Raw genomic sequence first — 21,558 nt, forward strand, 5'->3', positions numbered from 1 at the left:
TTATTGATTTCACGTTTGAATAGAAAGGGCAGCTATGGACAGAAACTACCTGGCGTCAGTCCTTACGGGGAGCGGGCTTTCGTAATCTTGCCCTGCTACAACAGGATTAACCCCACAAATTTCATTTCCCAACGTCTACACTTACTCCTGTAAACCGTTCAGGAGCAGTAATGAATCAGCAACGATTTGATGACAGCACTCTAATCCGTATCTTCGCCCTTCATGAGTTACATCGACTGAAATCACACGGCTTAACGCGCGGAGCGCTTCTCGATTATCACAGCCGCTATAAACTCGTCTTTCTGGCGCATTCCCAGCCCGAATACCGCAAACTTGGCCCGTTCGTGGCTGATATTCATCAGTGGCAAAATCTGGATGATTTTTACAACCAGTACCGCCAACGCGTAATTGTTTTGCTTTCTCACCCTGCCAATCGGCGTGATCATACCAACGTTTTGATGCACGTTCAGGGTTATTTTCGCCCGCATCTTGATTCCACAGAACGCCAGCAGCTGGCGGCGCTTATCGACAGTTATCGCCGTGGCGAGCAACCGCTTCTTGCACCGCTGATGCGTATCAAACACTATATGGCGCTTTATCCTAACGCCTGGCTTTCAGGGCAGCGTTATTTCGAACTTTGGCCGCGTGTGATTAATTTGCGCCATGCAGGAGTTTTATGACCATCCATCTGGTCTGGTTTCGCCAGGATTTACGTCTGCACGATAATCTCGCGCTGGCTGCCGCCTGCCGCAATTCGTCTGCACGCGTGCTGGCGTTGTATATCGCTACACCACGCCAGTGGGCGGCGCATAACATGTCGCCGCGTCAGGCTAAACTTATCAATGCTCAACTGAATGGGCTACAAATCGTGCTGGCGGAAAAAGGTATTCCTTTATTGTTCCGTGAAGTGGATGACTTTGTCGCCAGCGTCGAAATAGTTAAACAGGTGTGCGCGGAAAACAGCGTTACTCATCTTTTTTATAACTATCAGTATGAGGTGAATGAGCGGGCGCGGGATGTGCAGGTTGAGAGAACGCTGCGTAACGTGGTGTGTGAAGGATTTGATGACAGCGTGATCCTGCCGCCTGGCGCGGTGATGACCGGCAATCATGAGATGTACAAAGTCTTTACGCCTTTTAAGAATGCCTGGCTGAAACGGCTGCGGGAAGGGATGCCGGAGTGCGTCGCTGCACCAAAAGTTCGTAGTAGCGGATCGATAAAGCCCGCGCCATCCATTACGCTGAATTATCCTCGTCAGTCTTTCGATACTGCGCATTTCCCGGTGGAAGAAAAAGCGGCGATTGCGCAATTACGCCAGTTTTGCCAGAACGGTGCCGGAGAATATGAGCAACAACGAGATTTTCCGGCAGTGGAAGGCACCAGTCGTTTGTCCGCCAGCCTGGCAACGGGCGGGTTATCGCCTCGCCAGTGTTTGCATCGCCTGTTGGCGGAACAACCGCAGGTGCTGGAAGGCGGACCGGGTAGCGTCTGGCTTAATGAGCTGATCTGGCGCGAGTTCTACCGCCATTTGATGACGTATTATCCTTCGCTGTGTAAACATTGTCCGTTTATTGCCTGGACGGAGCGTGTGCAGTGGCAGCGCAATGCCGCCCATTTTAAAGCCTGGCAAGAAGGTAAAACGGGATACCCGATTGTTGATGCTGCCATGCGTCAGCTTAATAACACCGGCTGGATGCATAATCGTCTGCGGATGATTACTGCCAGTTTTCTGGTGAAAGATTTGTTGATCGACTGGCGCGAAGGCGAGCGGTATTTCATGTCACAACTGATTGATGGTGATTTGGCGGCCAATAACGGCGGCTGGCAGTGGGCCGCTTCTACCGGAACCGATGCTGCGCCGTATTTTCGTATTTTTAACCCAACAACCCAGGGCGAGAAATTTGACCGCGAAGGCGAGTTTATCCGCCAGTGGCTACCGGAGTTGCGCGATGTACCAGGGAAAGCGGTGCATGAGCCGTGGAAGTGGGCGCAGAAAGCGGGCGTGAAGCTGGATTATCCACAGCCGATTGTCGATCACAAAGAGGCGAGGCTGCGAACGCTGGCAGCGTATGAAGCGGCGAGGAAGGGGAAATAACAGACTCGTGCCCAGATGCCGGATGCGGCATGAACGCCTTATCCGGCCTGGCAAATAGTGCAAATTCAATGGGCCATCCAGGCCTGATAAGACGCGTTAAGCGTCGCATCAGGCATCGGTGTTGGCCTATTAAGACTCCAGCGCCAGCGCACGGTTTCTGAACTTAAGCGCCTGATACAGCCAAATCATCAGCACCAGTCCTACACACGCCAGCGCACCCCAGGTGATTTGATCAAACACTTCTATATATGCATTGATGGAGTAATTGAGCGCCCCGGAAGCATCAAACGAAGCTTGCGATGTCTGATCGGCAATGACGCCCGCCAGATAGTTCGCAATCGCGCCGGAAAGCAGCATGTAAATGCCGGTTAATACGCCGGTCACGCCGGGGATTTCAATACGCGTAATCTGCGACATAGCAACCGGATCGATAAACAGTTCGGCAAACCCCATCACTGCCAGACCAAGCACCATCAGCGGCAGGGAAGAGTGGCCATACATTGCAGACCAGCGGGCGCTTAAGCTAAGAATACAGAACCCGGCGCTCATCAGGCCGAGGCCAAGAGCAAATTTTCCCCAGATGCGCACGGTACGATTACCCGCGACGCTTTCTTTAACCACCCACGCCAGGAACACACCGCACGACATCACAGCAAAAGCATTAATCGACTGGAACATGGCGGTCGGAACGCTATAACCGAAAATATCGCGATTAACGAAGCGGTCGATATAAAGGCTAATCGAGCTGCCGCCCTGTTGTGCGAAGGCCCAGAACAACATGCTGAAGAAGGTGAGCGTCACAATCAGCCCCAGCTCCTTACGTTGTTTCTGGTTTTCTGCTTTGCGATAAATTTTCGCCAGTACCGCCAGACCAATGATAGTGGCGACAATTAAGGCGTATACCGACCACTCTTTCCAGAACAGTACAGTAATCAGCGCAGGCGTTGCGACCAGCAGAACCAGCAGCCATCCCCAGTTCGGCAGGAGAAAGTTTGTCGCACGCAGTACTTTTTTGTTAACGCCGCGGGTATGTTTGAAATGACGATTGCCACATAAGAAAATGACCAGACCCGCGATCATGCCAACCGCCGCCAGGCCAAAGCCCATCGCCCAACTGTACTCTTCCTGGGCGTAACCACAGGCGATAGGGGCAATAATCGATCCCACGTTACCCGCCGCATACATCAGCGAGAAACCGCCATCACGACGTGGATCGGTCGGTTCATACAGTTCACCAAGCAGGCAACTGACGTTGGATTTAAACAGACCATAGCCACAAACGATAATTGCCAGCGACAGATAGAGGAATGACGGGTGGATTTCGCTGGCGCCCAGCACCACATGCCCGACAGCCATCAACAACGCCCCCAGCATTACCGCCATACGGTTGCCGAGCACTTTATCCGCCAGAAAACCGCCGAGGATCGGCGTGACATACACCAGCGAACAATAGGCGCTAAATAACGCGTAAGCGTGGGTGTCGTTGTATTTCAGTTGATTGGTGAGATAGAGAATCAGCAAGGCACGCATGCCGTAGAAGCTAAAATATTCCCAGATTTGTAGCGCGACAACGTAGTAGATAGCGCGCGGCTGTGATGCGTGTTTATTCATAATAATTCCGCGGTTGGATGCGACACCACGTAAGAGTTGCGCGGCGTGCGTGTGTTTCCTTAAAGTTAAAACTTTGATACAGATCTGATTATTTATGCAATATGCTGTCTGATTGCATAAATATACATGAACTATGCATTTATGAGATAAACAATTTGCGCCTTTTGGCGATGGGTTTGTTTCTTAATATGTCGAAAGATTGGCTATCGACGAACAGGCGAGGTAACGCTATGTTAACGGAGTAGCTATCAGAATATGGAAGGCGCAATGATGAAAAACACCGAACTGGAACAACTGATTAACGAGAAATTGAACAGCGCGGCGATAAGTGATTACGCGCCGAATGGTTTGCAGGTGGAAGGCAAAGAGACGGTGCAAAAAATTGTTACCGGTGTCACCGCCAGCCAGGCGCTACTCGATGAAGCGGTACGCCTGGGCGCTGATGCGGTCATTGTGCATCATGGTTATTTCTGGAAAGGGGAATCGCCAGTAATTCGCGGTATGAAGCGTAACCGCTTAAAAACATTGTTGGCGAATGATATCAACCTGTATGGCTGGCATCTGCCACTTGACGCACATCCTGAGCTGGGCAATAACGCGCAACTGGCGGCGTTACTGGGGATCACGGTCATGGGCGAAATTGAGCCGTTGGTGCCGTGGGGCGAACTGACCATGCCGGTACCGGGGCTGGAACTGGCCTCATGGATTGAAGCGCGTCTGGGACGCAAGCCGTTGTGGTGTGGCGACAACGGCCCGGAGGTAGTACAGCGCGTCGCCTGGTGCACCGGTGGTGGGCAAAGTTTTATTGATAGTGCCGCGCGTTTTGGCGTGGATGCTTTTATTACGGGTGAAGTTTCTGAACAGACCATTCATTCAGCCCGCGAGCAGGGATTGCATTTTTATGCTGCGGGTCACCATGCCACTGAACGCGGTGGTATTCGCGCGTTGAGCGAGTGGTTGAATGAAAATACCGATCTTGATGTGACCTTTATTGATATTCCTAATCCTGCATAACGAATAGTCAGAGGGATCGAAAGTGCAACGAGCGCGTTGTTATCTGATAGGTGAAACGGCGGTAGTGCTGGAACTGGAACCGCCGGTGACGCTGGCCAGCCAGAAACGGATCTGGCGGCTGGCCCAGCGTCTGGTGGATATGCCGAATGTCGTTGAAGCTATTCCCGGCATGAACAATATCACGGTGATTTTGCGGAACCCTGAATCGCTGGCGCTGGACGCCATAGAGCGTTTGCAACGTTGGTGGGAAGAGAGCGAGGCGCTGGAACCTGAGTCTCGCTTTATCGAAATTCCGGTGGTTTACGGTGGCGCAGGCGGGCCGGATCTGGCGGTGGTTGCGGCGCATTGTGGGTTGAGCGAAAAACAGGTTGTTGAATTGCACTCCTCCGTGGAATACGTGGTCTGGTTTTTAGGTTTTCAACCAGGCTTCCCGTATCTCGGGAGTTTGCCGGAACAACTACACACGCCACGGCGCGCTGAACCGCGCTTGCTCGTTCCGGCAGGTTCTGTCGGGATTGGCGGGCCGCAGACCGGTGTTTATCCACTGGCAACGCCGGGCGGCTGGCAGTTGATAGGTCATACTTCGCTCAGTCTGTTTGACCCGACGCGTGACGAACCTATCTTATTGCGTCCGGGAGACAGCGTGCGCTTTGTGCCGCAGAAGGAGGGAGTATGCTGAAGATTATTCGTGCGGGGATGTACACCACCGTGCAGGATGGCGGCCGTCACGGTTTTCGCCAGTCGGGTATCAGCCACTGCGGCGCACTGGATATGCCTGCGCTACGCATTGCTAACCTGCTGGTGGGTAATGATGCTAATGCCCCCGCGCTGGAGATCACGCTCGGTCAGTTAACGGTTGAGTTCGAAACAGATGGTTGGTTTGCATTGACTGGCGCAGGTTGCGAGGCGCGGCTGGATGATAATGCTGTCTGGACTGGCTGGCGCTTGCCGATGAAAGCAGGCCAGCGTTTAATGCTTAAACGTCCACAACATGGTGTACGTAGCTATCTGGCGGTGGCGGGCGGTATTGATGTGCCACCAGTGATGGGGTCATGCAGCACCGATCTCAAGGTGGGGATTGGCGGGCTGGAAGGGCGTTTACTGAAGGATGGTGACCGACTCCCCATTGGCAAAGCGAAGCGTGATTTTATGGAAGCGCAGGGCGTTAAACAGTTGCTGTGGGGTAACCGGATTCGCGCCTTACCGGGGCCGGAATATCATGAGTTCGATCGCGCCTCGCAGGATGCATTCTGGCGTTCGCCCTGGCAGCTTAGCTCGCAAAGTAACCGGATGGGCTATCGCTTACAGGGGCAAATTTTAAAACGCACCACCGATCGCGAACTGTTATCTCACGGTTTGCTGCCAGGCGTGGTGCAGGTGCCGCATAACGGGCAGCCCATTGTGTTGATGAACGACGCGCAAACTACCGGCGGTTACCCGCGTATTGCCTGCATCATTGAGGCTGATATGTACCATCTTGCGCAAATTCCGCTCGGTCAGCCGATTCATTTTGTCCAGTGTTCACTGGAAGAGGCAATGAAAGCGCGGCAAGATCAGCAACGTTATTTCGAACAATTAGCGTGGCGGCTGCACAATGAAAATTGACCTTAACGCCGATCTGGGCGAAGGGAGTTCCAGCGATGCGGAACTTTTAACGCTGGTTTCGTCGGCCAATATTGCCTGTGGATTTCATGCAGGCGATGCGCAAACCATGCTGGTAAGCGTGCGTGAAGCAATAAAAAATGGTGTCGCGATTGGCGCTCACCCGAGCTTTCCCGACAGGGAAAATTTTGGTCGCAGCGCCATGCAACTGCCGTCAGAAACCGTTTACGCCCAGACGTTGTATCAAATTGGCGCGTTGGCAGCGATTGCCCGGGCGGAAGGTGGCGTAATGCGTCATGTTAAACCGCACGGCATGTTATACAACCAGGCAGCGAAAGACGCACAACTGGCAGACGCCATCGCCAGAGCCGTTTACGCCTGCGATCCGGCATTGATTCTCGTCGGGCTGGCAGGAAGCGAGCTGATTCGTGCAGGCGAACGATATGGTCTGGTAACGCGCGAGGAAGTGTTTGCCGATCGCGGCTATCAGGCCGACGGTTCGCTGGTGCCGCGAAGCCAGCCAGGTGCGTTGATTGAAAACGAAGAACAGGCGCTGGCGCAAACGCTGGAGATGGTGCAACACGGCAGAGTCAAAAGTATCACCGGCGAATGGGCAACGGTCGCGGCGCAGACTGTCTGCCTGCATGGCGACGGCGAGCACGCACTGGTGTTCGCCCGCCGGCTACGATCTGCATTTGCCGAAAAGGGGATTGTTGTCGCAGCATAATCCCTCTGAACAAAGAATGAAAAAAGGATATCACCATGCCTGAAGGCCCGGAGATCCGCCGTGCAGCGGATAACCTGGAGGCGGCGATCAAAGGCAAACCACTGACCGATGTCTGGTTTGCCTTCCCGCAGTTAAAATCTTATCAATCACAACTTATTGGTCAGCATGTCACTTATGTGGAAACGCGCGGAAAAGCGTTGCTGACCCATTTTTCGGATGGCTTAACGCTCTATAGCCATAACCAACTCTATGGTGTCTGGCGCGTGGTTGATACTGGCGAAGAGCCGCAGACCACGCGGGTGTTGCGGGTAAAGTTGCAAACAGCCGACAAAACCATTCTGCTTTATAGCGCCTCTGATATTGAAATGTTAACGCCGGAACAACTGACTACGCATCCGTTCTTACAACGCGTTGGCCCCGATGTGCTGGATCCGAATCTGACGCCGGATGTGGTGAAAGAACGGTTATTGTCGCCGCGCTTTCGTAACCGTCAGTTTGCCGGGTTACTGCTCGACCAGGCGTTTCTGGCAGGGCTTGGCAATTATCTGCGCGTGGAGATCCTCTGGCAGGTTGGGTTGACCGGAAGTCATAAAGCGAAAGATCTCAACGCGGCGCAACTGGATGCACTCGCACACGCGTTATTGGATATTCCGCGACTTTCTTACGCTACGCGGGGGCAGGTGGATGAAAATAAACATCACGGCGCGCTGTTTCGCTTTAAGGTTTTTCATCGTGATGGCGAGAAGTGCGAACGCTGTGGCGGCACCATTGAGAAAGCCACGCTGTCATCGCGCCCGTTTTACTGGTGCCCTGGTTGCCAGCACTAGGCCGTTCGCTTCGGCGCATAGGTTGAAATAAACCGCGCAATGGCTGGCCCCGTCAGCAAAATACTGAACAGGCGCAGGGTTTGCATCGCCATAATGAGCGCCATATCGGCATTGCTCCCTGCGGCGATGACCGCCACTGTATCTAGTCCGCCGGGGCTGGTGGCGAGGTAGGCGGTCATAAAATCAATATGCATAAACCGGGTCAGCCCCCACGCCATACCCGCACAAATAGCCAGCAGAGCAAAAATCGACAGCAGGATTTGCGGCAGCGGACGCAATGCCCGCAGTAAGATTTGTTTATCGAAGCCCAGACCAATTCGCCAGCCAATCGCCATATAAGCTATCGCCAGCAGCCATTCCGGTAACTCAATCGTGATGAACTCGCCAGACTGGAGCACCGCACCTGCCAGCATCGGGATAAGCATCGTGCCGGAAGGAAGACGTAGCAGGCATCCCGCCGTACCGGCAACGACCGCGAGCAAAATCGTAAGCAGGAGATTAATGCTCACTGGCGGAAACCATACCATCTGCTGGTTAACCGCTTCAGCGTTATCGCCCAGCATCATGCGGGTAACCAGAACAGCGGCCCCCGCGACGAACAGTACCCGCAGATACTGCATAAACGCCACCAGGCGAATATCTGCGCCGTAATCCTGCGCCATCGCGACCATTGCCGCCGCACCACCAGGCGAGGAGCCCCAGGCACCCGTATTTCCGGGCAGTGAGCTATAGCGCACCAGTAACCATCCCACGATAGCGCTGGAAAGCAACGTCACCAGTAAAATAGCTAACACAATCGGCCAGTTAACCGCCAGCGTGGTCAGGATCGAACCGGTCAGGTTTTGCGCAATCATACAGCCAAGAATGGCCTGTGCGGCGAGAAAAGCGGAGCGGGGGAGTTGCAGGGTAACCCCGCGCATACTGAAGATGATCCCGGCGATCATCGGCCCAAGCAGGAGTGCCGCCGGGAGATGTAAAGCGAGGAAGCCAATAGAAAGGAGAAGTGACAGAACACATAACATTCCCCACTGTAGCATTGGCATCCGTCACTCCCTGTTTAACTTACCTTTGGTGTATCGATACAGCATAAAGAATGCGCCTTAACGAAAAAATAGCGGTAATCAAGAAAAAGACAGATTTTGGCTAAAGGGCGTATTAAGTACCGTTGTCTCCCTCTCGTTTGTAAAAGAGGGAAGAGTGAACGATTGAACTGAAATAAGTCTTATGGCGAGGAATTATTGATCAGTGCACTGACCGGGCTGTCGAAGTGTGATTTCATGGCTTGAGTCGCCGTTTCGACATCTCTGGCACACACAGCGTCGCAGATTTTCTGGTGTAGTGTGATGATGTGATTGCCATACTCTTTCTGATCGCTTTGGGCGTTTAACCCCTCCTGGATGGATTGCCGCAACTGCTGATGTAATGCCTGCAATAACATCATAAAAAGCGGATTTTTTGAGGCAACGGCGAGTAACTGGTGGAAACGAATATCATGGGTGATAAAACTTTCAACATCATCAAACTGTTCGCGAATTTGCGCCATTTCGGCGCGCAGACTGGCAAAATCTTCCTCTTCGCCATTACGGGCAGCCGCTTCCACGACGCCCAACTCCAGCCAGCGACGTACTTGAAGAATTTGCTCTGTTGTCACTTGTTCGGTCGCCAGGGCAAATCCAAACACCACGCGCAGCACTTCATCATCAAATTTTTTGATTCGTGGCACTTTACCGCTGTGCGTTTCCAGAATCCCCAGGGCGGCAAGTGAACGATAGGCCTCACGCACAATACCCCGACTGACACCCAATTTCTGAATCAACTGAACTTCACTGGGAACTGGCATCCCCGGTGTCAATTTTTGTTCGGCGATCAGATTAAGAATATGATTTTTGACCTGTGACGATAACGTTACGCTGGTCAATAACGCACTCTCACTCATTTTTACTCCTGTTGTACTTTTTCCTGGTCGGTAAAATCCAGAATACCGGGACTGTATCCTTCATATTTTCCTCCAGAACCCTTGATTATCAATAGACTACTGCGCCTGTGCGCCCGCCATGCAGTGCGAATCAAAGACATATTGTGTGAAAGAGTGGCGAAGAAATAGTAAATACACAACTTTTTCGTGACGCCCTTCGCAGTATTGTGCGCTTTTTCTTCTTACCCTGTAAACCTGTTAAACAGGCTTACAGGATGAAAATAATGTGGAAGAGTGATAACGAACTTTTTGCGTTGATGAAAACCCGGCTATTTACCGCCGTGGTTGGCGATATTCTCGACACGCTGGGCTATATGCACCAGTTTGTTTCTCCGGCAATCAAGCCGCTGGATGTGAATATGGTGGTGGCAGGCCGGGCAATGCCGGTGCTGGAGTCGGACGTTTACGAAACCAAATCGACGTCGGGTAAGACGGCGATTGGCGAAAAACCGTTTGGCATCATGTTTGAAGCGCTGGATGCCCTCAAAGAGAACGATGTTTACATCACTACGGGCAGCTCTCTGCGCTATGCCTTGTGGGGCGGGTTGATGTCTACCCGTGCCATGCATCTAAAAGCAGCAGGTGCGGTACTCGATGGTTACGCCCGTGACTCTGCTGAAATTCTTGAACTGAAATTTCCCACCTTTTGTCATGGCACTTACGCACAGGATCAAGGTCCGCGCGGCAAGGTCATCGATTTCGGCGTACCCATTGAATTTCACGGTGTGCGGGTGAATCCAGGCGATATCGTGTTTGGTGATCGTGACGGATTACTGATTATTCCCCAGGCCGTTGAGAAAGAAGTCATTACCCTGGCTCTGGAAAAAGTGGCAACCGAAAGCGAAGTTCGCAAAGCCATCAGTGATGGCATGAGCACGGTACAGGCTTTTGAAACCTTCGGCGTAATGTAAGGAGAGCAACGAATGAAGGCATTAACCATTGAGCAGGGAAGTCAGGCGCGATTTGTTGATATCCCCGAACCTGTCTGCGGTAAAGGAGAAGTGCTAATCAATGTTGAGCGTGTCGGGCTGTGTGGTTCTGACCTCAATACCTGGCGGGGGCTGAATCCGCTGGTTAATTATCCCTGTATTCCGGGGCATGAAATTGGCGGCACGGTGCTGGCAACTGGCGATATGGCGGGGGCGATCAAGCCGGGTGACCGGGTGGTTGTTCTGCCTTGCACTGAATGTGGTGTGTGCAGCTCCTGTCTGAGCGGTCGTCCTAACGCCTGTAAGAACAACCAAACTCTCGGTGTGCAACGTCAGGGTGGGATGGCGCAACAACTGACGATGCCTGCACATAAAGTCATTGTCTGTAATGCCTTAAGTGTTGATGAGTTAGCGCTGGTAGAACCGCTGGCCGTGGGGCTACATGCGGCCAGACGTGCGCAAATTAATGTGGGTGAATGGGTCGCAGTTATCGGTTGTGGGGTAATTGGCCTTGGCGCTATCGCCGCGGCATCCGCCATGGGCGCACGCGTAATTGCTATCGATATTGATGATCGCAAGCAGAACATTGCCCAGGCGTGCGGTGCGCAACGTTTTCTTAATTCGCAGCAATGTGACGTGGCGGCAGAACTGGCGCTGTTAAATGACGGTCGCGGCCCGGAAGTGGTGATTGAAGCGGTGGGGAATCAACAAACCATTGAACAGGCTACAGGGTTGGTGGCGTTTAGCGGTCGTGTGGTTTATGTCGGTTACGCCAAACAGCCAGTGAGTTATCAGAGTGCGCAGTTCCTGATGAAAGAACTGGATATCCGTGGTTCGCGCAATGCCACCGTGGCGGATTTTCGTGCCGTGCTGGCATTGATGGAGTCCGGGCGTTATCCGGTCAGCAATCTGGTGAGTGCTCACTACCCGCTGGAACAGGCTGATCACGCTTTTAGCGACTGGGCAAGTGATCCCGGCGCGTATACCAAAATCCTCATTGACCTTTAAGGAGCGACACCATGAATGCTTTTTCTTTACATAACAAAACCGCGTTGATCACCGGTGCAGCCAGTGGACTGGGGCTGGCGATGGCGAAATGCATGATAGTCAGCGGGGCGAAGGTCATTATTGCTGACCTGAACGGCGAGCTGGCGCAAGCGACCGCCGGAACATTGGGGTCGCAGGCCAGTTGGATACAAATGGATGTCGGGGATACCGCAGCCGCACAGGAAAAAGTTGATGCGCTTATTAGCGAACACGGTGCTATCGATATCCTGGTCAATAACGCAGGCAATCACTGCAAAAAACCGATTGAAGAGATGAGCGTCAGTGATTTTGAGTCAGTACTCGACGTTCACGTAGTCGGCGCATTTGCGTTAACCAAAGCGCTGGTGCCGCATATGAAACAACGCGGTCAAGGCTGTGTGCTTTTTACTGCATCGATGACCTCATTTCTTGGGCAGCCTCTGGTTACTGGTTACAGCGCAGCGAAGTCAGCCTATCTCGGCATGATTCGCGGTATGACCACGGAGCTTGCCGTTCATGGGATTCGCGTCAACGGTATTGCGCCAGGCTGGATCGATACACCAATGTTGCGTAAGGCCATTGAAGGTGATGACGAACGCCGTAACAAAATCCTGGGTCGGACACCGATGAAAAAATTCGGCAAGCCGGAAGATATCGGTTGGGCTGCTGTTTATCTGGCTTCAGACGCAGCGGCGTTTGTCAGTGGTCAGGTGCTGGTGGTAGATGGCGGCGCATTGATCGGCTTCTGATGTACGGGGGAATTATGCGCAAACGTGCGTTAAAGCTACATGCCAAAGATAACTGTGTAGTCGCGCTGAATGACATCGCCAGTGGCGATATTGTCTGGTGGGATGAGGGGGAAATGGTGGCCTGTAGTTCCGTTACTCTGGGTCACAAACTGGCCTGCGAAGCGCTGAACAATGGTGATTCGATTCTGAAATACGGCGCCATTATCGGACATGCCACTCGCGATATTGCCATGGGTGAACATGTGCATTCCCATAATCTTGCCAGCAATGCCATCGCCATTTTTCATCATGATGATGCCGGCTATCAGCCAGAGGAAAAAGCATAATGGAAGGTTATGTACGGCAAAATGGTCGACCGGGTATTCGTAATACTGTGCAGGTAATCTTTATGGTGGAGTGCGCCAGCCATATCGCTAAAAAGATTGCCGAAGGATTTCCTTGTCACGACGTGCAGTATTTTGGTTTTTCAGGTTGTTATCCCAGCGATTATGGCTATCGGCTGGTAAAAAATCTGGCGACTCATAGCAACGTAGGTGGTGTACTGATTATTTCGCTGGGGTGCGAGAATTTTGATCGCCGTCGGCTGGAGCAAGAAGTACGAGAAAGTGGGCGACTGTGCCATACGCTGGTCATTCAGGAAAATAAAGGCACGACCAACACCATTACTCTGGGTAAGCAGTTGGTCGCTGAAATGCTGGAACAGCTTGCAGATACACCGCGTTGTATCCTGAACTGGAGAGACCTGGTGGTTGGTACTATCTGCGGTGGTTCCGATGGCACCAGTGGTATCACGGGTAATCCGGCAGTAGGACGCGCATTTGACCAACTGCTGGATAAAGGGGCTACCTGTATTTTTGAAGAAAGCGGGGAGCTGCTTGGTTGTGAGCAGCATATGATGTCGCGCGCGGGTAGCCCGCAGGCACGTGATGCCATCGAAATGGCAATGACAAAAGCCGAGCGTTATTACAGTTTGATGGGGCTTGGGAGTTTTTCTAACGGTAATGCTGAAGGCGGCTTAACCACTCAGGAAGAAAAATCCCTTGGGGCTTATACCAAGTCGGGCGATGCGCTGATTGCTGGCGTTATTTTACCGACGCAACAAACGCCCTTTCCTGGGCTTTGGTTGATGGACGTGGTGCCTGATGGTGAACCTCGTTTTGGTTATCCTAATATTAACGATTCCTCAGAAGCACTGGAACTTATCGCCTCTGGCTGTCATATGGTGTTATTTACCACAGGTCGCGGTTCAGTTATTGGTTCAGTGATCGCACCCATTATTAAAGTGTGTAATAACCCACAGACGTGGGAGCATTTATCTGACGATATGGACGTTAATGCCGGTCGTGTAATTAGCGAAAGCGCAACGCTCGACGATATTGCAGACGATATTATGCAGGTGATTGAACATGTCGCCAACGGTCAATATTGTGCCGCAGAACGACTGGAACATCAGGAGTTTGTTTTAACGTATAAAGCATTTGATTACAGCAAAAGTGCAGTCTGTCGGGCAGATCCCCGTTAATCGATAAAGCTCTTACAGGTAATAATAATGAAAAAATTACTGACGCCCTTTTTATTTCTTTTCGCTTTATTAAGTCCGATGCTGAATGCCGCACCGGTCACTATCAAAATCGCCTATGAAAGTAACCCCGGCGAGCCAGCGGATACAGTAGTGAAGCACTGGGCAGAACTTGTGAAGAAAAAAAGCAATGGAGATATTGTTTTCGAACTTTATCCAAGTTCACAGTTAGGTTCTAAACAAGATATTACAGAGCAAGCGTTGATGGGGATGAATATTATCACCATCAGTGATGTTGGTTTTTTAACTGACTATGATGCAGACCTGGGAATATTATTTGGGCCTTATTTAACTGAAGATCCGCAGAAACTGTTTGCGATTTATGCCAGTGACTGGTTTAAACAAAAAGAACAGAAACTACGGGAAAAAGGTGTGCATATTGTCATGAGCAACTATCTGTACGGCACCCGACAGATCATTGCTAAAAAACCAATTCGTACACCAGAAGACCTGAAAGGGATGAAGATCCGCGTGCCGAATAACGTCATGCAGATTAAAGCCATTGAAGCAATGGGCGCAACCCCAACGCCAATGCCGCTGGGCGACGTTTATCCGGCGCTGACTCAGGGGATGATCGATGGTGTGGAAAACCCGGTTTCTGTTCTCTATGGGCAAAAACTGCATGAACAGGCGAAATATCTGTCAATGGTGAACTATCTGACCAATACATCATTATGGTTGGGTGGCGAAGCGTTTTTCAGTACCCTGACGCCTGCGCAGTTAGATATTATTCACCAGACAGCGTATGAAGCTGGTTTATATAGCCAGAAAATTACCACTGAGCAGGATGCGGCAATGTTGAAAACCATGCAGGAGCAGGGCGTGGAAATCATCTATCCTGAGGTGGCCCCTTTCAAAGAAAAAGCCTTAAAAGTCTATCAACAATTCCCGGAATGGACCCCTGGTTTATATGACACCATTCAGCAACAGCTGAAATAACTTCATGGCATAAGGACAGGTCGGTGTTTCGGCACCGACCGTTAAGAGCAGAGGTGTTTATGCGTCTTTTCGGGAAAGTGATTGAAGTTTCTGCGGTATTAACACTCTTTTTATTGGTAATAATGACTATTGCTGCGGTAATAATGCGTTACTGTTTTAATATGCCATTGCAGTGGACAGAGGAAGTTTCCGGTTTATTAATGGTTTGGGTAGTCATGTTTGGTGCGGTTGTTGCTGAACGAGATAATACCCATTTATCGATTCCATTTTTAGCCGATGCACTTACTTCACGCGGGCAACGTATATTAGCGTTTTTAGTCTCTCTGATGTCTATTATTTTGCTGGTGGTCATGGCCTGGTCAGCATGGAAATTAGCTGCCGGGACAGCCTTTAAAACCACGCAAATATTAAAAATATCCTGGTTTTGGATCGATATTGCCGTCACGGTTGGCGCTATCGGGGTCGCCTGTTTTACTGCCTTACATCTGATCAAGAAAACGCCACGCAAGGAAGGTGAATAATGACAGCATTGAGTGAATTACTGGCGGGAAGCTGGCTGGATAACTGGCTGATGATCATTCCGCTTATGTTCATCTGTTTATTTATCAATATGCCGGTATGGCTGGCGATGTTTTGCGGCATTCTGACCTACTTCCTTTGCTATTCAAATGTGCCGTTAATGGTGGCTATTCAGCGTTTGATTGCCACGACGCAAACCCCTTCGCTGTTAGCTATTCCATTTTTTATCTTATTAGGCACGTTAATGAGCTATACCGGTATTGCCGCACGTATTTTGCAAATTGCCAACGTGTTGATTGGCAGAATGCGCGGTGGTCTGGGTGGGGCTAATATTCTGGTCAGTACCATGATGGGCGGCGTCAGCGCCTCAAACCTGGCGGATGCCGCGATGTTATCGCGCATGATGGTGCCGGAAATGGAACAGAAAGGCTATTCCCGTGGCTTTGCCGCGGCGATAACGGCTTGTGGTTCGCTGATTACACCAATCATTCCACCGGGTATTGCGCTGATCCTGTATGGACTGGTGGCGGATGTCTCCATCGGTTCCATGTTTATGGCCGGGATCCTGCCCGGTCTGCTGTGTTCCGCTATGTTGATCGTCACCGTATGGCTGGTGGCTATTCGTCGCGGTTTAAAACCTTCCAGCGAACACTGGCCAAAACCGAAAGAAGTGTCAGTGGCGCTGGTGCAGGCCTGGCCAGCACTGTTCTTAATCGTTGCGGTTATCGGTGGCATCCGGGCAAATATCTTCACGCCAACGGAAGCCGGAGCCGTAGCAGTATTATTGGTGATGTTTATTGGTTTTGTGATTTATCGCGAGCTGAAAATCAGCCATGTATTTACTGCACTCTCTGAGACGGCGCGTTCCACGGCATCGGTCATGTTAATCATTATGGCGAGTGCGGCACTGGGCTGGATATTTTCCCTTGAGCGGGCTGGTATTACGGTTGCGGAGTTCGTAACTTCTCTGACCGATAATAAATATGTCTTTTTATTGATTATCAATCTATTGCTGTTGTTGCTTGGCATGTTCCTTGAAGGTAGCGCCATCCTGCTGATATTAGTCCCATTACTTAAACCCGTGGTGGCCCATTATGGCATTGATCCGGTGCATTTTGGCATCATCATGATTATTAATTTGTCATTAGGGACGATTACTCCACCTGTTGGTACTGTGATGCTGCTGGTGTGTAATACCGTACAGGTTTCTGTCGGGCAATTTATGCGAGAAGCGGTGCCATTACTGATAAGTCTGATTTTACTTCTGTTGGTCATTACCTATATTCCGGCAATATCTTTATTGCTGGTTTGAACAATAAATGTAATACCCTTTGATTGAGTATGACCCCCGTGATTTTTTCGGGGGTATTTTACCCATAGGCTTTTACGCTATTTTATTTCTATGGTTAACCAATGGTTTTTTTAATAATAGAATTGAATATAGATAGCAGTTACAACGTCTGCTAAGGGTGAACGTCACACGAATAAAGCTAAAGTTGATGATGAAATTCATCTGTCAGGCACAGTGGTTATGGGCAACCAGAGCACAAAAGGAGATAACTTTAATCAGAAACTCCCGCACGAGGGTGGCAGTGTAGGGTTCACTATGCTGGTAAAAAAAGTTCTGACCAGAAGGCCAGAACTTCGATAAAAATATGGCTACGGTAAGACGCACAAAGCGCCATTCACCTGAATAGAATTAGTTGTAGTTAATTTTGAACAGCACCACGGTATCAAAGGGGCCGGGATCAATGGGTGTGCCGCTTATGGATGACAACTCTGCCGTATAGGTTTTTTCATAGACCAGTATGTCGCTGGTAAAGTCGGCGTATTCAGAATATTTATTGAATGTATAAGGTGAAGAGTTTTCATCCAGCACACGCAGTCGTAGCCCATTACCCACGAGCAGCGCCTGATCGCCTTCCACCAGTGTTTCTTCGGTATAAAACGAAGAACTGACTTTGAAGCCATCAGTGCACTCAGTGTTTTGGGTTTTGGTCGTTTTGATAGAGAACGTTTTTGTCATATTGTGACGGCGAATATCCAGCACGTTAAATTTACCAAAATCGATGACCTGATTATTGGGGGTAATGGCGAAGTCGACACTGCAGTCAAGAACGCGAATATTTTCCAGCCCATAGATGTGATATTTCAGGTTTTTAGCCGAGGGATCTTCGTTGACGCTGCCAGCGCCATCAAATTGTACGACAGTGTAATCGCTAAGGGTGCTTTGATAATCGTGTGGCGGCATTTCGCGTAGTTTGACGTACAGTCGCATACGCGCCATGAACGTTCGCGATTTACGGATATTTGCAGGATCACCAGAGCAAATTTTATTTTGCCATCCCATTGCGATTATTTGTTCTGGCGTATACATGTCAATTTTTTTACTGTCGATACATTGGTTAGTATCGATACGGCTTTTTCCGAGGCTGGCGTCATAATCAGCGCCATTATAGGTTACACCGAGCTGATAGTAACGATCCTGCATGCCGGGGTAGGGGTTTACCCACGCGTATACATGCTCACTTTCGAAATCACCGTTGGTATTGTTATCACAATAGACGGGGATTTTAATATCATCGGATTCCCAGATTTTATCTCCCGGTTTGGCGTTAGCCGGGACGGCGAATGGCATAATCGTTTCTGATTTTTCCACTGCGCCGCCTGAGGCGCCAAAATAACAATCCAGCGCCAACGCGTTTTTTAAGGGCAGAAATAACAAGCAGGCAATGAGTAACAGTCCTTTGCTTATACTCATTGTTTATCCTCCACCACGCGCTGCATTTTGCATTGCCCCTGACAGTTGAGCGTCGTCATACGTAACGCGCCATAGTCATCCATATAGCCAAGATAAAACTGGTTGCCGTTATAGTTACCCGTACTGGCGATTGCCGAAGCAAAAGGCGCTATGAGCGTACTTTTAAAGCCGGACAGAATGCCTTTTTTATCGCGGCCAAGATAGGCGATGGTCAGGTAATAAGGGGTCGGGTTTTTCAGGGTAAGCTGATTATTCTGCTGGCTGACCTGTAACTGTAATTCCACATGCTCGCCCGATTTTTTGCGTAATCCGGCGGGCCGCCAGAACAACTTTATACGGCTCTGGATAGCAACCTGAAGAATTGCATGACCGGTTGCTTTTTCCGGGGCAGGGGGGATCTCGCGCAGATTATAGTAAAACAGCGACTCACGATCGGTCGGCAATTGGCTAGTGGAAGATTGCTTGACGATACGCGCCTGCGATGTCGCTTTCGCTTCAAGACGCTGGATTGGCGGCAAGGCTACGAGGAAATCATCGCTTTTATCCCCTTTGTCATTTTCTATCCATGAGTATGCGAGATAGGGAAGTTTATCGCTGCGATTTTCTATCCGCAGGCTGGTCGCTTTATCATTGGCGTTAAACACGATACGAGTGCGATCGGGCTGTAAGGCGGCATTGCTGCATAAGCTCACGATCAGCAGAATAAGGGGCATTCCTTTAAAAATTGTCATTGTCTTTTCCTTAATTAATGACAGGGGAGAATCAAACGTTTACTCATATCTTCCAGGTGCTGAGGAAGCTGAATTAAACAACGCTGTTTATCACCCCAAAGTATTGTGAATCGCTGACTTTCACCCACACCACTTAACCAGGCGTGGCCATCTTTCCCCACCATTCCGACGCTGATTCCGCTTCCTTCTTGCCGGATATCGGCGCCGAGTGGCGGGAAATGGCCGCTGGAGTCGCGGATGATGACGTTGATATCTTTTCCAGAACGTGAAGCCAGCGCTTTATAGCCGATCGCGCCTTCCGTCCAGGTTTCTTTGACCACGTTTTCGGATACCGTGACGCCGTCGGGCAAGTCGTTCATATTGACCACGACCGTCGAGGGTTGGTAACTGGAGACAAACGGTACGACCGCAATGCCAAAGCGGTTGGTGTAGTCGAGATTACCCTGAATCGGAATGTCGGCTACACCGTCTGTACTAACCATCAGACGAGGTTCGTTGGTGGAGCTACGGCGATGAAACGCAGCGCCAAAGCGTGTAGCAGTAAAGGAGCCACTCCAGCTGGTGCTGGCAGAGCTGTAATCATTAGCGGCGTACGTGCCAGACAGATCCCACTCGCCCGCAGAACTAAGATGCTGATAATTGCCGCTAACCTGTGCGCCATTGTCAGGGCGGTCAGATTGCAGCCCGGTCGATATTCCCCAACTGTTACGGTCATCCAGGGTATCGTTCCACGACATGCGGTGTGAGGTGCTATTTTTACTGTCCTGCATGTCATAACCAATGCGGCCACCGTTACCAATAGGCAATGAAATGGACAGGTAAATCTGGTTATCACGAGCTTTGTCTTCGTAATGTGTGGTGTTAAATGAGGTTGAGACGGAAATATCTTTCCAGTCACCGATATCAACGTTGAAGCCAGCGGTAATATTGGCAGTTGTGGAGGACTCCGCATTCCACCAGGTTTGACGCAACACGTTGACGTACAGGTTGAGATTCAGCGGTGTAATGGGTTGCCCGGCGGAAAGGCTGATTGTCTTTTTTTCATCCTGAGCATCAGCGTCATTGTATTTATGATCGATATAATTGGCGTAGCTATGGAAATGGCGGTCGGAGAAACGATATGCCGCTATCGAAAGAAGACTGTCGGTGGCATCTATCCGTTTACTGTAGTTGAAGCGATAACTGTAACCTTTCTCGTCCGGTTGATTATCAAAACGACTTTTAGCCCAGGTGACGTCGAAGGAGAGCGCCCCCAGCCACAGCATATTTTGCCCGATACCCAGCGCGCCAGAATGATAATCGTCCCCGGCGAGAATCAACCCGCCATACAGTGAAGTATTGGAGAGCATCCCCCAGGAAACTTCATTACTTAAAAATGTTTCGTTTTCAGTATGATGAGACAAAGAAGAGCGCGGTCGACCAGCTGCAAGTTTATAACGTACCTGCCCCTGGCGGGTCAGAAAAGGCGTTGATGCTGCGGATACCTGGAAATTATTAACTCGACCATCTTCCTCCGTCACTTTGACATCCAGTGTGCCTTGAACTGACTGATTCAGGTCATCAATAATAAACGGGCCTGGCGGGACTTTTTTCTGATAAATGACGCGTCCGGTATGACTTATGGTGACGGTGGCGTTAGTTTGCGCCACGCCGCTAATTTGCGGTGCGTATCCGCGTAATTCCCAGGGAAGCATTCGGTCATCGCTGGTCAGGGCTGCACCGGTATACGAAAAACCGTCAAAAATATTGGAGCTGAGATCGGTTTCGCCAAGGGTTAATCTGGAGCCTATTTGTGGTAGCGGGCGAAACAGATAGATTCGGGAAATAGCCCCGGATTGATCGTGCACATCACCATTGTCGGATTGGTTGAGCTGGTAATCGCTACGCAACCGCCATGCTCCGGCGTTAATACCCGTTGTACCGTAAGCATTCAGATTGGTATTACTGCTCCCTTCCTGCGGGCGATAAGTACTGGCAAACAGGTTGTAGTCCAGCAAGATACCCGAAACTCCGGCATCCCATGTTTCAGGCGGCGCCCAGTTGTCGGAATGCCATGCCAGCCAGGCTTGTGGAATCGTGATGTTAAGTTGTTGGTTGGTCTGATCAAACGTAAAGTTGATTTCCGGCAGGCCGCTAAAATCGAAACACTGATTAACCTGCGGCAATGTCTGGCGGATTTTTTCTTTAAGGCCAAATTTACTCAACAGGGAATCATTGATACAAGGAATTGTTTTGTCGCTGGCTTTTTGCCAGCGAATAGTTTGCCCACTGCTGATTTGAATATTATTAACAACGACGCTAACAAAATAATCACCGGGAACGATAGCGCCTTTTTCATTGAGCAGAGAAATATCAACGCTATCGCGCATCGATTTATCAAGGACGTTAAGGTTAAACTCCACCGCTAAAGCAGAGGGAATAGCCATTGTCAGGCAGGATAAAACAGACAATCGGTAAATATTCACGGCATCCAT

The 21,558-nt window shown here is 50.5% G+C and carries 21 protein-coding genes; 15 read left to right on the forward strand and 6 right to left on the reverse strand.

The window, feature by feature from the left end; translation table 11 throughout:
- Nucleotides 1–170 precede the first annotated feature (170 nt).
- Both FEK47_RS03210 and phrB read left to right on the forward strand, forming a co-directional pair.
- The gene (locus tag FEK47_RS03210) at nucleotides 171–680 is read left to right on the forward strand and encodes a YbgA family protein (protein ID WP_135486494.1); all 510 of its coding nucleotides are present in this window, start codon (nucleotides 171–173) and stop codon (nucleotides 678–680) included.
- Entirely contained in the window at nucleotides 677–2,095 is a 1,419-nt protein-coding gene (gene phrB, locus FEK47_RS03215) for a deoxyribodipyrimidine photo-lyase (protein ID WP_135486493.1), read from the forward strand. Before FEK47_RS03210 ends, phrB begins: the two co-directional genes overlap by 4 nt.
- A gap of 129 nt (nucleotides 2,096–2,224) precedes the next feature.
- Here the strand turns inward: phrB and dtpD are convergent, their stop codons facing one another.
- Nucleotides 2,225–3,706: a dipeptide permease DtpD gene (gene dtpD / locus FEK47_RS03220; RefSeq protein ID WP_138183099.1), complete on the reverse strand. Its 1,482-nt coding sequence runs from the start codon at nucleotides 3,704–3,706 to the stop codon at nucleotides 2,225–2,227.
- A 270-nt stretch (nucleotides 3,707–3,976) separates the two neighbouring features.
- Between dtpD and ybgI the strand changes: the two genes are divergently transcribed.
- From ybgI to nei, 5 genes are read left to right on the forward strand one after another with little or no spacing between them, the layout of a single operon-like run.
- On the forward strand, nucleotides 3,977–4,720 hold the full coding sequence (gene ybgI / locus FEK47_RS03225; protein WP_130224268.1) for a radiation resistance protein YbgI: 744 nt from the start codon (nucleotides 3,977–3,979) through the stop codon (nucleotides 4,718–4,720).
- A gap of 22 nt (nucleotides 4,721–4,742) precedes the next feature.
- A complete protein-coding gene (gene pxpB, locus FEK47_RS03230; RefSeq protein ID WP_130215016.1) occupies nucleotides 4,743–5,399 on the forward strand; it encodes a 5-oxoprolinase subunit PxpB in 657 nt (218 codons plus the stop codon).
- Nucleotides 5,393–6,325, forward strand: coding sequence for a 5-oxoprolinase subunit PxpC (pxpC, locus tag FEK47_RS03235; protein ID WP_135487455.1), 933 nt, complete (start codon nucleotides 5,393–5,395; stop codon nucleotides 6,323–6,325). Before pxpB ends, pxpC begins: the two co-directional genes overlap by 7 nt.
- A complete protein-coding gene (pxpA, locus tag FEK47_RS03240; RefSeq protein ID WP_135487454.1) occupies nucleotides 6,315–7,049 on the forward strand; it encodes a 5-oxoprolinase subunit PxpA in 735 nt (244 codons plus the stop codon). The genes pxpC and pxpA overlap by 11 nt, the downstream gene beginning before the upstream one ends.
- Before the next feature lie 35 nt (nucleotides 7,050–7,084).
- Nucleotides 7,085–7,876, forward strand: coding sequence for an endonuclease VIII (gene nei / locus FEK47_RS03245; RefSeq protein ID WP_135487453.1), 792 nt, complete (start codon nucleotides 7,085–7,087; stop codon nucleotides 7,874–7,876).
- Here the strand turns inward: nei and FEK47_RS03250 are convergent.
- Complete coding sequence (locus tag FEK47_RS03250) at nucleotides 7,873–8,919, reverse strand: AbrB family transcriptional regulator (protein ID WP_135487452.1); 1,047 nt, start codon at nucleotides 8,917–8,919, stop codon at nucleotides 7,873–7,875. The two genes, nei and FEK47_RS03250, sit on opposite strands and share 4 nt — an antisense overlap.
- A 179-nt stretch (nucleotides 8,920–9,098) precedes the next feature.
- Nucleotides 9,099–9,812, reverse strand: a complete 714-nt coding sequence (locus FEK47_RS03255; RefSeq protein ID WP_135487451.1) for a FadR/GntR family transcriptional regulator — start codon at nucleotides 9,810–9,812, stop codon at nucleotides 9,099–9,101.
- A 263-nt stretch (nucleotides 9,813–10,075) separates the two neighbouring features.
- Between FEK47_RS03255 and FEK47_RS03260 the strand changes: the two genes are divergently transcribed.
- Genes FEK47_RS03260 through FEK47_RS03295 form a run of 8 tightly spaced genes read left to right on the forward strand, consistent with a single transcriptional unit; the run spans nucleotide 10,076 to nucleotide 16,904 of the window.
- Nucleotides 10,076–10,762: an RraA family protein gene (locus tag FEK47_RS03260; RefSeq protein WP_135487450.1), complete on the forward strand. Its 687-nt coding sequence runs from the start codon at nucleotides 10,076–10,078 to the stop codon at nucleotides 10,760–10,762.
- A 12-nt stretch (nucleotides 10,763–10,774) separates the two neighbouring features.
- Nucleotides 10,775–11,788 (forward strand): zinc-binding alcohol dehydrogenase family protein, encoded by a 1,014-nt coding sequence (locus tag FEK47_RS03265; RefSeq protein WP_138183100.1) that lies wholly within the window; start codon nucleotides 10,775–10,777, stop codon nucleotides 11,786–11,788.
- A gap of 11 nt (nucleotides 11,789–11,799) precedes the next feature.
- A complete protein-coding gene (locus tag FEK47_RS03270) occupies nucleotides 11,800–12,555 on the forward strand; it encodes an SDR family NAD(P)-dependent oxidoreductase (protein ID WP_000991075.1) in 756 nt (251 codons plus the stop codon).
- 14 nt (nucleotides 12,556–12,569) lie between these two features.
- Complete coding sequence (locus FEK47_RS03275; RefSeq protein ID WP_001361279.1) at nucleotides 12,570–12,881, forward strand: UxaA family hydrolase; 312 nt, start codon at nucleotides 12,570–12,572, stop codon at nucleotides 12,879–12,881.
- Nucleotides 12,881–14,077, forward strand: coding sequence for a UxaA family hydrolase (locus FEK47_RS03280; protein WP_135487449.1), 1,197 nt, complete (start codon nucleotides 12,881–12,883; stop codon nucleotides 14,075–14,077). The genes FEK47_RS03275 and FEK47_RS03280 overlap by 1 nt, the downstream gene beginning before the upstream one ends.
- A 27-nt stretch (nucleotides 14,078–14,104) precedes the next feature.
- Nucleotides 14,105–15,073: a C4-dicarboxylate TRAP transporter substrate-binding protein gene (locus tag FEK47_RS03285; protein ID WP_135487448.1), complete on the forward strand. Its 969-nt coding sequence runs from the start codon at nucleotides 14,105–14,107 to the stop codon at nucleotides 15,071–15,073.
- A 59-nt stretch (nucleotides 15,074–15,132) separates the two neighbouring features.
- A complete protein-coding gene (locus FEK47_RS03290; RefSeq protein ID WP_135487447.1) occupies nucleotides 15,133–15,594 on the forward strand; it encodes a TRAP transporter small permease in 462 nt (153 codons plus the stop codon).
- Nucleotides 15,594–16,904 (forward strand): TRAP transporter large permease, encoded by a 1,311-nt coding sequence (locus FEK47_RS03295; RefSeq protein WP_135487446.1) that lies wholly within the window; start codon nucleotides 15,594–15,596, stop codon nucleotides 16,902–16,904. The genes FEK47_RS03290 and FEK47_RS03295 overlap by 1 nt, the downstream gene beginning before the upstream one ends.
- A 387-nt stretch (nucleotides 16,905–17,291) precedes the next feature.
- On the opposite strand, the gene FEK47_RS03300 is transcribed toward FEK47_RS03295, so the two are convergent.
- From FEK47_RS03300 to FEK47_RS03310, 3 genes are read right to left on the reverse strand one after another with little or no spacing between them, the layout of a single operon-like run.
- On the reverse strand, nucleotides 17,292–18,353 hold the full coding sequence (locus FEK47_RS03300) for a fimbrial protein (protein ID WP_135487445.1): 1,062 nt from the start codon (nucleotides 18,351–18,353) through the stop codon (nucleotides 17,292–17,294).
- On the reverse strand, nucleotides 18,350–19,084 hold the full coding sequence (locus FEK47_RS03305) for a molecular chaperone (RefSeq protein ID WP_135487444.1): 735 nt from the start codon (nucleotides 19,082–19,084) through the stop codon (nucleotides 18,350–18,352). The genes FEK47_RS03300 and FEK47_RS03305 overlap by 4 nt, the downstream gene beginning before the upstream one ends.
- Before the next feature lie 14 nt (nucleotides 19,085–19,098).
- Nucleotides 19,099–21,558 carry a fimbria/pilus outer membrane usher protein gene (locus FEK47_RS03310; protein WP_171020846.1) on the reverse strand — a complete coding sequence of 820 codons (2,460 nt, stop codon included), beginning with the start codon at nucleotides 21,556–21,558 and terminating at the stop codon, nucleotides 19,099–19,101.

The organism is Escherichia sp. E3659 (assembly GCF_005781135.1).
Taxonomy (GTDB): domain Bacteria; phylum Pseudomonadota; class Gammaproteobacteria; order Enterobacterales; family Enterobacteriaceae; genus Escherichia.